A 13,293-nucleotide genomic window follows, 5' to 3' on the forward strand; every position below is an offset into this window, starting at 1 on the left:
GGTTTTCGCACGACATCATGCTCTAACTATATAATGTAGAACAGGATTCAGATTTTAGGCCGGCTCGGCCCAAAATCATCCTGTTCGGGCTCTATCGCACGAAGAGCCTGTGAAATGGTAGGGTTGGGATGAAAAAAGCCGGAGGAAACGCATGACGAAGAAGACGCTGTCGGATTGGGCGGAGCTTGCGCAAAAGGATCTGCGCGCTTCACCTGAAACGCTGACCTGGCAGACGCCGGAAGGCATCGCCGTCAAGCCGCTCTATACGTCCGAGGATCTGGACGGTGCCGAGCATCTCGGCTCGCTTCCCGGTTTTTCGCCTTTCACCCGCGGCCCACGCGCGACGATGTATGCCGGCCGGCCCTGGACGATCCGCCAATATGCCGGCTTCTCGACGGCAGAAGAATCGAACGCCTTCTATCGCCGCAATCTGACAGCCGGCCAGAAGGGCCTGTCGGTCGCCTTCGATCTTGCCACCCATCGCGGTTACGACAGCGACCATCCCCGCGTCGAAGGCGATGTCGGCAAGGCAGGTGTGGCAATCGACAGCGTCGAGGACATGAAAATCCTGTTCGACGGCATTCCGCTCGGAGAAATGTCGGTGTCGATGACCATGAACGGCGCCGTCATTCCGATCCTCGCCTCCTTCATCGTGGCCGGCGAAGAGCAGGGGGTGCCGCGGGCCGAGCTCTCCGGCACCATTCAGAACGACATCCTCAAGGAGTTCATGGTCCGCAACACCTATATCTATCCGCCAGAACCCTCCATGCGGATCGTTGCCGACATCATCGAATATACCGCAAGGGAGATGCCGAAGTTCAATTCGATCTCGATCTCCGGCTATCACATGCAGGAGGCCGGCGCGACGCTGGTGCAGGAACTCGCCTTCACGCTTGCCGATGGCCGCGAATATGTCAGGGCGGCGATCGCCAAGGGTCTCAATGTCGACGATTTCGCCGGAAGGCTCTCCTTCTTCTTTGCGATCGGCATGAATTTCTTCATGGAGGCGGCCAAACTTCGCGCCGCCCGGCTGCTCTGGACCCGCATCATGGAAGAGTTCCAGCCGAAGAAGACTTCCTCGCTGATGCTGCGCACCCATTGCCAGACGTCGGGCGTCTCGCTGCAGGAACAGGACCCCTATAACAACATCATTCGCACCGCCTTCGAGGCGATGTCGGCCGTGCTTGGCGGCACGCAGTCGCTGCACACCAATTCCTTCGACGAGGCGATCGCGCTGCCGACGGAATTTTCCGCCCGCATCGCCCGCAACACGCAGCTCATCCTCCAGCATGAGACCGGCGTCACCAAGGTGGTCGATCCGCTCGCCGGCTCCTATTACGTCGAAAGCCTGACGAAGGAGCTTGCCGACAAGGCCTGGGCGCTGATCGAGGAGGTGGAGGCGCTCGGCGGCATGACCAAGGCCGTCAATGACGGCCTGCCGAAACGGCTGATCGAGGAAGCGGCCGCGCGCCGCCAGGCGGCCGTCGACAAGGGCGAAGAGGTCATCGTCGGCGTCAACCGCTACAGGCTCGACAACGAACAGCCGATCGACATTCTGGAGATCGACAACAGTGCGGTGCGGATCGCGCAGATCAAACGGATCGAGGAAACCAAACGGCGCCGCGATGGCGGGGCCGTGCGCGAGACGCTGGCCGCCCTGGCGGAGATCGCCCGGACCGGCAAGGGCAACCTGCTGGAAGCCGCCATCGAGGCGGCCCGGGCTCGTGCCACGGTCGGCGAGATATCGGACGCGATGCGCGATGCCTTCGGCGATCATGCCGCGATCCCTAATGTCATCAAAGGCGTCTACGGCGAGGCCTATAGCGACGAACCGGAACTCGCCGTCTTGCGGACCCGCATGACTGAGGTGACGGAAGCGATGGGCCGCCGGCCGAAAATCATGGTCGCCAAGCTCGGCCAGGACGGGCACGATCGGGGCGCCAAGGTGATCGCCTCGGCCTTCGGCGACATCGGCTTCGATGTGCTCGCCGGTCCCCTGTTCCAGACCCCTGACGAAGCCGCCGGCGTCGCACTCAGCGAAAAGGTCAATGTCGTCGGCGTCTCGTCATTGGCGGCCGGCCACAGGACCCTGCTGCCGCAGCTGATCGACAGGCTGAGGGAAAAGGGCGGTGGCGATATCATCGTCGTCTGCGGCGGTGTCATCCCGCGGCAGGACTATGACTTCCTGCACGAACACGGCGTTGCAGCCGTGTTCGGGCCCGGCACGAACGTTCTCGAGGCGGCAAACTCCGTTCTCGACCTGTTAGAGGGCAAGCGGCGAAACCAGTAGCTTACAGCAATCCACGCTTTGCGAGGTTACTCATCAGCGCCGAAATGCCGAAGGTCCAGGGCGGGCATTCGGTGGAGAGCCGAACGGTGTTGACAAGCGCGCCGAGCCCTGCCGAGGAAATCTCGACGACATCGCCGATCTTGTGGGTGAAGCCCTGCTTCGGCGCGTCGCGATCCTGCGTCGGCGCAAACAGCGTGCCGAGGAAAAGCATGAAGCCGTCAGGATATTGGTGATGCGCGCCGACCGTCTGTTTAACGAGATCGGTCGGATCGCGGCTGATCTGCGACATCGAACTCTTGCCGCGCAGCACGAAGCCGTCCCGGCCGGTGACCTTCAGATCGAGTTCGGCCTTGCGAACATCATCCAGGCTGTAGCCGGCATCGAACAGGCGGATGAAAGGACCGATCGAGCAGGAGGCATTGTTGTCCTTGGCTTTACCGAGCAACAGTGCCGAGCGGCCCTCGACGTCGCGCAGATTGACGTCGTTGCCGAGCGTCGCGCCCTTGATTTCGCCGCGGCTATTGACCGCGAGCACGATTTCCGGCTCCGGATTGTTCCAGGTCGAGATCGGATGCAGGCCGACATCCGCACCCCAGCCGACCGAGGAAAGCACCGGGGCCTTGGTGAAGACTTCGGCATCCGGCCCGATGCCGACTTCGAGATATTGCGACCACATGCCCTCGTCGATCAGCGCCTGCTTGACCTTGGCAGCCTCCGGCGAACCCGCCTTCAGATTGGTGAGGCTGCCGCCGATCAGCGTGCTGACACGTTCGCGGATGGCGGCGGCACGTTCCGGATTGCCGGCAGCCTTCTCCTCGATGACGCGCTCGATCATCGACTGGGCGAAGGTGACGCCGCAGGCCTTGACGGCCTGCAGGTCGACGGGCGCCAGGAGATAGGGACGCGCTTCGTCCGGCTTGCCGGTGCTGTTGGCGACGATCTGCTCCACTGAACCGACCGCCTTGCCACTTGCGGCGCGGACGAAGCCGGCGGCGTCCTGCCGCTCGAAGAGAGCGCTCAGTGTCGGCGCCTCGCGCGAGGTGATGTCGACCAGCACGCCCTCGCGTGATGTCACAATGCTCGGTCCGGCAACGTCGGGATTCCAGACGCGGCCGACGAAAAGACCATCCGAAGCGGCGACATCGAGAAGAGCTTGAGACATGGTGATCTTCCGTCAAGGTGAGCGAGAAGCGCTCTTTTGAGAATTGCGGGGTGTTGCCGCCCTCCGACCCGGCGACCGCCGAAATCGATCACATTCATGAAGGCGGGGCAAGATGCACTGGGGAAAAAGACTTTTGCCCGATCGGCTCAAGCGGTGGTCTTTCCCGTAAATCCAATCGCAAAAGCCCGCAAAATAACTATTTAGATACAAAATACATCTTTTATTTCAAATAGTTAAATACATGGTGCGGCGATTTTTCCCCTCATCTCGCCTTGACAGGAGCCGGCTTTCGTTATCTGTTTTGCCCGACATGGAGGCTGCTGGCGTCAGCCGGCGCTCAGAGAATCCCGGGAGGATATTACAGCGATGTTGAGATTTGCCGTCGTCGGAATCGACCATGGGCATACGTTCGATCATGTGAAGGGATTGCTTGCCTCTGGCGGCGAGTTCGTCGGCTATTGCCCGCAGACTTCGGTGCCGGCATTGCGCGAGGCCTTCGAGAAGACCTATCCCGATGCGCCGCAGATCGACCGGGAAAAGCTGTTCGACGATCCGTCGATCGATGTCATCTGCATTTCAGCGATCCCGCGCGATCGTGCCGGGCTTGCCATCCGCGCGATGAGATCGGGCAAGGACGTGATGACCGACAAGCCTGGTGTGACGACCTTCGCCCAGCTTGAGGACATCAAGCGCACCGTCGCCGAGACCGGCAAGATCTTCTCGATCTGCTTTTCCGAGCGCCATTGCGTGCGCTCCGCCGTCAAGGCCGGCAAGCTCGTCGCCGACGGTGCGATCGGCAAGGTCATCCAGACGCTCGGTGTCGGTCCCCACCGGCTGCAACTGCCGACGCGGCCGAACTGGTTCTTCGATCCGGAAGCCTTCGGCGGCATCATCGTCGATATCGCGTCACACCAGGTCGACCAGTTCCTGTTCTATACAGGCTCGACCACGGGCGAGGTCATCGCCAGCTCGATCGGCAATTTCGGCATGCCCGACAAGCCGGCCTTCGAGGATTTCGGCGAGGTGCTTCTGCGTTCCGACAAGGCGGCGGGTTATGTCCGCGTCGACTGGTTCACGCCGGAGGCGCTGCCGACCTGGGGTGACGGGCGCCTGACCATTCTCGGCACTGAAGGCTATATCGAGCTGCGCAAATATATCGATATTGCCGGCCGGCCGGGCAAGGATCATCTCTTCCTGGTCAACGGCAAGGAAATGACCCATATCGATTGCAGCGGCGAAAAGCTCGATTATTTCGACGCTTTCACCACCGACGTCGGCAACCGCACGCAGACGGCGATGACGCAGGATCACGTTTTCGAAGTCTGCCGTCTTTCGCTCGAAGCCCAGACGAAAGCCGCGCGCATCGGCGCTCGCTGAGGAGGATATCATGACCAGGAAATTGCGCGTCGGTGTCATCGGCGCAGGCATCGCTGCGCGGCATCTGGCCGGCTTCGGCTGGAACAAGGAGCTTTTCGAGGTTCCCGTGCTCTGCTCGCTCGACGAGGAGCGCGGCAGGGCGCTGTGCGAGGAGTACGGCATAGCCGAATACACCCAGGATGCCGATTCGCTGTTTGCCCGTGACGATCTCGACATCATCGACATTTCGACGCCGCCGAGCTCGCATTTCGAACTCTGCCGCAAGGGCATCGAATCCGGCAAGCACGTGATCTGCGAGAAGCCGCTCTTCGGCTCGATTGCCGAGGTCGACGAGATGGGCCGCATCCTTGCTCGTTTCCCCGGCAGGAAGCTGATGCCGATCTTCCAGTACCGCTACGGCTCCGGCCTGCAGAAGCTGAAGCTGCTGATCGAGCGCGGTCTTGCCGGCAAACCGTTCCTGACGACGATCGAAACCCATTGGTGGCGCGGCCCGGATTATTATGCCGTGCCATGGCGCGGCAAATGGGCAAGCGAACTCGGTGGCGGTCTTCTTGGTCACGCCATCCACGCGCATGACATGCTGAATTATGTCCATGGCCCTTGCGCCGAAGTGTTTTCCTATGGCGCGACACTGGTCAATCCGATCGAGGTCGAGGACACGGCAGCCCTTTCGGTGAAGATGCAGAACGGCTCGCTGGCGACGCTGTCGATGACGCTGGGTTCGCGCAAGGAGATCTCGCGGCTGCGCTTCTGCTTCAACGACCTCGTCGCCGAAAGCATCATCGAACCCTATACGATGGGCCGTGATCCGTGGACGTTCGTCGCCGGAACGGAGGAGCATCAGGCGCGGATCGACGCGGCGCTCGCTGGCTATGTGCCAGGCGAAGATGGCTACACCCGTCAGTTCGAGCTCTTTCATAAGGCGATCGTTGAGGACAAGGAGCCGCCGGTGACGCTGCAGGATGCCCGCAATTCGCTGGAGCTGGTGACAGCCGCCTATTTCTCGCAGCGCACCGGCCGGCCGACGCCGATGCCGATCGCCGCCGATCATCCGCTCTATCGCTCCTGGCTTCCGGCGGGGGAGTGGCGCAGCGCCGCTACGGTCTGAATCGGGAAGGGCTCTCTCATGCTGAAATCCTTCGAGCATGTCGGCATGACGGTCGGCGATATGGACCGCGCTATCGATTTTTACTGCGGCCTGCTTGGCCTCAGCCTCGTGCTGCGCAAGACGATGGCGAATGGCATGCAGGTGGCGTTCCTCGATGCAGGCGGCGGCATGCTGGAGATCTTCGCGCCGCCCGGCGGCGCTTCGCGGGCGGTCGACGTGCCTGAAGATACGGCCGGCGTCCGGCACCTCACCTTCCATTTCGACAATGTCGAGGAGACCTTCGCCCGCCTTGAACAGGCGGGCGTCGAGATCAAGGAGCGGCCGCGCTTCGCCGTCCACTCCGAGATGCTGAACAAGATCGCCTTCGTTCGCGACCCCGACGGCATCATCGTCGAGCTTGCCGAACGCTCCCAGAGCCGCCAGGGTTGACGCAGGTGCTGCCGATCGCTTCGCTGCGGGCGGCCAGACCGTCCCGCAGCAGATCGATCAGGCGCCGGATGAGCTTTGCCGCCATGAAAGGCTCCCCTCAGCTCGCCAATTTGGCGCGGATATAGTTGCGCCAGCCGCCAAGCGCGGTGATTTCCTCGGCACCCTTCACCGCATGCGCTTCGCAGACGAAACCGGAGACGCTGGAGCCATCTTCGAGCACCAGCTTGCCGATGCCGAGGGGTGCCGGAATCTTCTGTACGAACCTGCCGAAAGCATCGGCCGGCAGTGCCCAGACCTCGACCTCCAGCCCCTGACCCTTATGGCCGGGTTCGCGCAGCAGCCCCGGTTTCGGCGGCGTGGTGTTGGGCAGAACGAAGAGGCGATAATCGCCTGATGTGCGGCAGGTCTTGACCAGACGCCCGCCGGCCAGTTCGTGATTGAGCGGCATGCCGGTCAGATGCGCCCCGACGACCGCGATTTCGATGAAACCGTCATCGCCAGGCGCAACACGACTGGCTTCGGGGATCGCCGCCTGCCGGTCGATGCCCATGCCGAAACCTGCGGCACGGTGCAGCGCATCGGCAAGCGGCGCCAGCGCATCGTCGGTGAAGGCGGGGGCGATCACCGTCACCCCACCTGGCAGGCCACCCTTTCCGAAACCGGCCGGAACGGCGATCGCAGCGCAATCGAGCAGGTTGACGAAATTGGTATAGCGGCCGAGGCGGCCGTTGAGCACGACGGGATTGGCCTGCATGTCGGCAACCGTATAGGTGGTCGGTGCGGTCGGCAGCAGAAGCACATCGGCCTTTTCCCATTCGGCTTCGGTCTTGCGGCGCAATTCTTCCAGCCGGTATCGGCCGTTGAAGGCCTCGACCGCGGTCTTGCCTCTGGCGCCTTCGATAATCCCGCGCACCGTCGGATCGAAATCGGCCGCGTTCGTGGCGAGGAAGGCCTCGACCGCCGCCAGGCGTTCGGCGACCCACGGCCCGTCATAGAGAAGGGCAGCCGCCTCGCGGAACGGCGCGTAATCGAACGGCACGATGGTCGCGCCGAGCGCTCTGGCCCGCTCGATCGCCTGATCGTAGAGCGCCTCCACCTCCTTGTCGCCGAAGAATTCCCGCTCGGCGCCAGCAAGGACGCCGATGCGCAACCCCGATACCGGCAGGTTCGCCGGCTTGGCGTGGCGGGAAAAAGCATCGGCGGCATCGAAGCCTTCGGCGACCTTGCGGATCGCAACACCGTCGCCGACGGTCGCGGCAAAGATCGTGATGCAGTCGACGCTCTTGCAGGCCGGTATGGCGCCGGTATTCGGCAAGAGACCCGGGGTCGGCTTGATGCCGACCAGATTGTTGAAGGCAGCCGGCACACGGCCGGAGCCGGCCGTATCGGTGCCGAGCGCAAAGGCCGCGAGGCCGGAGGCCACGGTGACCGCCGATCCGGAACTCGAACCGCCTGAGATATAGGCCGCATCGAAGACCGAACGCGGCGCGCCATAGGGCGAGCGCGTGCCGTTGAGGCCGGTCGCGAACTGGTCGAGATTGGTCTTGCCGATGACGAGCGCGCCGGCGGCCTTCAACCGTGCAACGACGGTGGAGTCCGCCTCCGGCCGATACGCATAGGCCGGGCAGGCAGCAGTCGTCGGCAGGCCGGCGGCATCGATATTGTCTTTCACCGCGAAGGGCACGCCCCAGAGCGGCAGGCTGTTTGCCTCGGGCGCACGTGCCATCAAGGCTTTGGCGGCGGCGCGCAGCTCTTCGTCGGGCACCGGGGTGATGAAGATTGCCGGATCTTTCGAGGCGGCACGCCGCGCAATCACCTCTTCGATGGCGTCGAGCGGCGTCAGGCCGGATTGATAGGCGGCGCGAAGGCTTGAGAGATCGAGAATGGTCGGCAGCATGTCAGCATTCCTCCAGAACGACGATGATATCGCCCGCTTTGACGTTTCTTCCCGGCCCGGCGCGCAGGTCGCGGACGCGGCCTGCCGCATGGGCGGTGACGTTGATTTCCATTTTCATCGATTCGATGATGGCGAGTGTATCGCCGGCCGCAACCGGGGCGCCCGGCTCGACCAGCAATTTCCAGATATTGCCGGGCACGGCGCTGGCAACTCCGAAGCAGCCGTCGGGAATATCCCCATCTGGGCTTTCGCCTGTGCCTTCATCGGTGACGAAGCTGTCGAGACCGGCGTCCTTCCAGCGCTGGCGTTCGGCCTCGAAGGCGGCCTGCTGCGTTGCCTTGAAGCGGCCGATCGACGCCGCATTCGCCTGCAATTCCTTCTCATAGGCGGCATAGGAGAATTCCGTCTCCTCGATCCGGATCGGATAACCGCCATGCGGGAAGGCGGCGCGCGCCTCCGTCAGCTCCTGATTGCTCACGGGGAAGAAACGGATCTGGTCGAAGAAATTCAGCAACCAAGGTTTGCCCCTGGCAAAAGCCGGTGTCTCCCGCCACGTGTTCCAGACCTGGATGGTGCGGCCAAAGAGCTGGTAGCCGCCCGGTCCTTCCATGCCGTAGATGCACATATAGGCGCCGCCGATGCCGACGGAATTTTCCGGCGTCCAGGTGCGGGCGGGATTATATTTCGTCGTCACGAGGCGGTGGCGCGGATCCGTCGGGGTCGCAACCGGCGCGCCGAGATAGACGTCGCCGAGACCCAGCACCAAGTAGCTGGCATCAAAGACGATATCGCGAACGGCCTGTTCATCGGCAAGGCCATTGATGCGGCGGATGAACTCGATATTCGAGGGGCACCAGGGCGCATTCGGGCGCACGAGCTCCTGATATTTGCTCATGGCAAGCTTCGCATCCGGATCGTTCCAGGAAAGCGGCAGATGCACGATGCGGCTCGGCACCGTGACCTCCTGGGCCGCCGGAAGCGTCGCCTCGATCTCGGAGAGCAGCCCGAGCAGGCGCCGGCGCGTCAACTGCGTGCCGTCATAATGGATCTGCAGCGACCGGATACCGGGGGTGAGGTCGATGACGCCGGGGAGGCGGGCCTCCACGACCGCCTGCATCAATAGGTGCACCCGCAGCCGCAGCGCGATATCGAGCGTCATTGGCCCGTATTCGACGAGCAGATTGTCGTCGCCCTGACGGCGATAGACGACCGAAACCGGGCCATCCTCGCTGGCGCCGACGATCGGCGAACCCATCTCTTCCGCGACCCGCCGCACCGCTGGACCGGCGATCGGATCTTCCGGCCGCGCTGCGGCATGAAAACGGATACGGTCGCCGGGCTTGAACTGGCCCATCTTCCACTGCTCGTCGCGGGCAATCACCGCCGGGCAAACGAAGCCGCCAAGGCTTGGACCATCAGGGCCAAGAATGATCGGCATGTCGCCGGTGAAATCGATCGCCCCGATCGCATAGGCATTGTCGTGCAGGTTGGAGGGATGCAGACCCGCTTCGCCGCCATCACGGCGCGCCCAAAGCGGGGCCGGGCCGATGAGGCGCACACCGGTGCGGGCGCTGTTGAAATGCACTTCATAGGCCGTCGAGAACAGCGTCTCGATATCGCTGTTCTCGAAGAAATCGGGCGCACCATGCGGGCCATAGACGACGCCGACATCCCATTCGCGCGTCAAGGCGGCGGGCTCCGTCGCAGGGCTTACCGGTTCGACCGGTGCCTGGCGCGCAAAATGCAGCACATGCCCTGTCTTCAGCGTACCAGTGGCGTTGCCGCCGAACTGGCCGAGGCCGAAGGTCGCGCGGGAGCCGAGCACAACGGGAGCGGCAAAACCACCGGCGACGGCGAGATAGGCGCGTTGTCCCGGTCCTTCGATAGAGCCGATCGACAGAACCTCACCCGCCCGGATTGTCACCGGGGCGTCATGTGGCAATTTTACGCCGTCGCATGTCATTGGCATCCGCGCGCCGGCAAGGGCGATCGTCTGGTCGGCATAAAACCGCAGTGTCGGGCCGGACACCGTCAACTCCAGCGAAGCCGTCACATCGGCATTGCCGACGAGGCGGTTGGCATGGCGGAAGGAGCGCTCGTCCATCGGTCCGCTCGGCGGCACGCCGACATGCCAGAGGCCGAGCCGGCCCGGCAGTTCCTGAATGCTCGATTGCGCGCCGGGCGCGAGAACCTCGACGACATCGGGAACGAAAGCGAAGTCGCGCAGCGCCGTCGTCGCCACCTTGGCGCCGGCAAGCAGTTCGGAAGCGGCGATCGCCCTGAGATAGGCGAGATTGGTCTCGATGCCGGATATCGATGTTTCGGCGAGGGCTGCCTTCAGCTTCGCGATCGCCGCCGGCCGGTCTTCCGCCGCCACGATCAGCTTGGCGAGCATCGGGTCATAGAAGGGCGTGACCTCGGTTCCCGTCTCGATCCAACCGTCGACGCGGGCATTGTTGGGGAAAACGACTTCGGTCAGCAGGCCGGCGCTCGGGCGGAAATCGGCATGCGGCATCTCCGCATAGATCCGCATCTCGATCGCCGCACCCTTCGGCGTCAGGGCCCGAGCAGCCGAGAGCACATCCTCGCCCGCCGCCTGACGGATCATCCATTCGACGAGGTCGATGCCGAAGACGGCTTCGGTGACGGGATGCTCGACCTGCAGGCGGGTATTGACCTCGAGGAAATAGAATTCCTCGCGCTGGGGATCGTAGATGAATTCGACAGTGCCGGCCGATTCGTAGGACACCGAGCGTCCCAAGTCGACCGCCGCCTTGTGCAGTCGCGCCCTTGTCTCCGCGGAAAGGCCAGGCGCAGGCGTCTCCTCGACGACCTTCTGGTTCCGCCGCTGCAGCGAGCAGTCGCGTTCGCCGAGCGCAATCACTCCGCCCTTGCCGTCGCCGAAAATCTGCACCTCGACATGGCGCGCTTCGGCAACGAAACGCTCGATATAGACCCGCGCGTCGCCGAAGCTGGCGCGCGCGGTCCGCTGCACGCTTTCGAAAGAGGCCTTGAGGCCGGCCGCATCGGTGCAGAGCTGCATGCCGATACCGCCGCCGCCCGCCGTGCTTTTCAGCATGACGGGATAACCGACGGTCTCGGCAGACGAAAGCGCCTCTTCGACGCTCTGCAAGAGATCGGTGCCGGGCAGCAGCGGCACGCCGCTCGCTTTCGCCAATTCGCGCGCCGTGTGCTTCAGGCCGAAGGCCGACAAATGCTCCGGCCGCGGGCCGATGAAGGCGATACCTTCGGCGGCGAGCCTCTCGGCAAAGCCGATATTCTCCGACAGGAACCCATAGCCCGGATGCACGGCCTCAGCGCCCGTCGCCTTGCAGGCGGCGATGACGGCATCGACGTTCAGATAGCTTTCCCCGGCAGGCGCCGGGCCGAGGCGGACGGCCTCGTCGGCGGTCAGCGCCGGCTTTGAGAACCGGTCGGCATCGGAATAGACGGCGACCGAGGCGATGCCCATCTGCTTCAATGTGCGAATGACTCGAACGGCGATTTCGCCGCGATTGGCGATAAGGACCTTGGTGAACATCGGTCAGTCCTCGCCGTCCCAGATCAGCACCCGGATCGGCGTCGGATCGAAGCCGTTGCAGGGATTGTTGATTTGCGGGCAATTGGAGATGACGCAGAGCACGTCCATTTCCGCCACCAGCTCAACATAGTCACCCGGTGCCGAGATGCCGTCGACGATGGTCATCTCGCCATTCGGCTTGATCGGTACGTTCATGAAGAAATTGATGTTCGGCACGATGTCGCGCTTGCTCATGCCGTGTTTGGTCACCTCGAGCACGAAATTGTCGCGGCAGGCATGCAGGTATTTCGTGCCGTGGCCGAAGCGCACGGTGTTGCTCTCGCAGGAGCAGGCGCCGGCTGATGTGTCATGGCGGCCGCAGCTGTCGGCGGTCATGACCAACATGACGTTGCCTTCGTTCGAGATGATCTTCGTGCCGGTGCCGATATAGGCGCCACCCTGCGCCCGCATCGTATCCTGGTTGGAATAACGCTCGGCAAAATCGTCGGCGCGATAAAACAGCGTGTCGATCGCCTGCTGGCCGTAGCTGTCCTCGATGCGGATGGTCTGGCCCTTGCGGATGATACCGGACCATGGCGCCTCGGCCGGAATGAAATGATCCTGCACGGCGTTTTCGGGGCTGCGCGAAGCTGAAGTCTTGATGAAATCGGTCATTACAATCCTCCCTCAGGCCAGCATCGCGGCATTGTTCTCAAAGCCGCGAAGGGCTTCAGCGGTCGCCGTGCGCGAGAGATCGTCGGCTGCGGGCGAAGGCGCGCGATAGCGCGTGACGATCACCGGCTTCGGCGCGTAGACCGGGTCGGGATCGAGCGGATGCGGGCAATTCGAGAAGCCGACGATCATGTCCATTTCGGCGCGCAGCTCGGCATAATCGCCGCTGTTGGAGAGCTTGCCGCGCCAGTGGAAGCCGCCGGCGTCGTCGACGCGGACAGGCGCAAAGAGATTGAGAATCCCCGGGATGTCACGCCTGGCAAGACCAAGCTTGCCGGCGACGAGCACGAGATTGTCGCGGGTGTTGCGGGTCCTGACGTGAGGATATTTTGTGGCATTCGAAGCTGCCGTCGATCCGCCCATCAGGCAGTCATGGGCGCCCGAACTGTCCTCGATCAGCGAAAACATCACTCGGCCCATATCCGAGAAGATGACGCGGCCCTTGCCGAGGGCGGTTGTCCACTGCACCTTGACCGTATCGACGAGATTGAGCCGTTCGCTGGTGTCAGCGGCGTTCCAGGCAACCAGCGCCACGGTCGATCCGCCTTCGCCCTGGTCGATGCGGAGCGCTTCGCCGCGCTTGACCGCAGTCGACCAATACCAGCCGCCGGGGATGGTTTCCTGATGGATGATCGCAGCCGCATCGATTGCGGGGGCGGGCAGGGGGCTCGGCGCCGGCAGGGCCTTCGGCGCAAATTCCAGCCCCTTCTTCTGATGTTCTTCGTAACGCTGCCGGTTGGCGGCGATCTCTTCGGGCGAACGTCTGACATGCATCATG

The 13,293-nt window shown here is 63.2% G+C and carries 10 protein-coding genes; 5 read left to right on the forward strand and 5 right to left on the reverse strand.

Translation table 11 applies throughout. The annotated features are described in order from the left end of the window. The first annotated feature begins 151 nt into the window (after window positions 1-151). Complete coding sequence (gene scpA, locus EEQ99_RS04875) at window positions 152-2,290, forward strand: methylmalonyl-CoA mutase (RefSeq protein ID WP_097594817.1); 2,139 nt, start codon at window positions 152-154, stop codon at window positions 2,288-2,290. Between the two features lies 1 nt (window position 2,291). Here scpA and EEQ99_RS04880 read toward each other — a convergent pair whose 3' ends face one another. Beyond that, window positions 2,292-3,452: a fumarylacetoacetate hydrolase family protein gene (locus EEQ99_RS04880; protein WP_097594816.1), complete on the reverse strand. Its 1,161-nt coding sequence runs from the start codon at window positions 3,450-3,452 to the stop codon at window positions 2,292-2,294. Window positions 3,453-3,469: 17 nt separating this feature from the next. On the opposite strand from EEQ99_RS04880, the gene EEQ99_RS34900 reads away from it, so the two are divergent. The 4 genes from EEQ99_RS34900 (at window position 3,470) to EEQ99_RS04900 (ending at window position 6,366) form a co-directional block, all read left to right on the forward strand. Continuing rightward, the gene (locus EEQ99_RS34900; RefSeq protein ID WP_127430059.1) at window positions 3,470-3,685 is read left to right on the forward strand and encodes a hypothetical protein; all 216 of its coding nucleotides are present in this window, start codon (window positions 3,470-3,472) and stop codon (window positions 3,683-3,685) included. Window positions 3,686-3,818: 133 nt separating this feature from the next. After that, entirely contained in the window at window positions 3,819-4,829 is a 1,011-nt protein-coding gene (locus EEQ99_RS04890) for a Gfo/Idh/MocA family protein (protein WP_097594815.1), read from the forward strand. A 10-nt stretch (window positions 4,830-4,839) separates the two neighbouring features. Continuing rightward, the gene (locus tag EEQ99_RS04895; protein ID WP_047613058.1) at window positions 4,840-5,937 is read left to right on the forward strand and encodes a Gfo/Idh/MocA family protein; all 1,098 of its coding nucleotides are present in this window, start codon (window positions 4,840-4,842) and stop codon (window positions 5,935-5,937) included. Window positions 5,938-5,955: 18 nt separating this feature from the next. Continuing rightward, on the forward strand, window positions 5,956-6,366 hold the full coding sequence (locus EEQ99_RS04900) for a VOC family protein (protein ID WP_047613059.1): 411 nt from the start codon (window positions 5,956-5,958) through the stop codon (window positions 6,364-6,366). A gap of 97 nt (window positions 6,367-6,463) precedes the next feature. Here EEQ99_RS04900 and atzF read toward each other — a convergent pair whose 3' ends face one another. From atzF to EEQ99_RS04920, 4 genes are read right to left on the reverse strand one after another with little or no spacing between them, the layout of a single operon-like run. Then, on the reverse strand, window positions 6,464-8,263 hold the full coding sequence (gene atzF, locus EEQ99_RS04905; RefSeq protein ID WP_097594814.1) for an allophanate hydrolase: 1,800 nt from the start codon (window positions 8,261-8,263) through the stop codon (window positions 6,464-6,466). Window position 8,264: 1 nt separating this feature from the next. After that, window positions 8,265-11,804, reverse strand: a complete 3,540-nt coding sequence (gene uca / locus EEQ99_RS04910; RefSeq protein WP_097594813.1) for an urea carboxylase — start codon at window positions 11,802-11,804, stop codon at window positions 8,265-8,267. A gap of 3 nt (window positions 11,805-11,807) precedes the next feature. Then, window positions 11,808-12,458 (reverse strand): urea amidolyase associated protein UAAP2, encoded by a 651-nt coding sequence (locus EEQ99_RS04915; protein WP_127430060.1) that lies wholly within the window; start codon window positions 12,456-12,458, stop codon window positions 11,808-11,810. Between the two features lie 12 nt (window positions 12,459-12,470). Beyond that, window positions 12,471-13,292, reverse strand: a complete 822-nt coding sequence (locus EEQ99_RS04920) for an urea amidolyase associated protein UAAP1 (protein ID WP_097594812.1) — start codon at window positions 13,290-13,292, stop codon at window positions 12,471-12,473. Between the last annotated feature and the right edge of the window lies 1 nt (window position 13,293).

Source organism: Rhizobium anhuiense, from assembly GCF_003985145.1.
Classification (GTDB): domain Bacteria; phylum Pseudomonadota; class Alphaproteobacteria; order Rhizobiales; family Rhizobiaceae; genus Rhizobium; species Rhizobium anhuiense.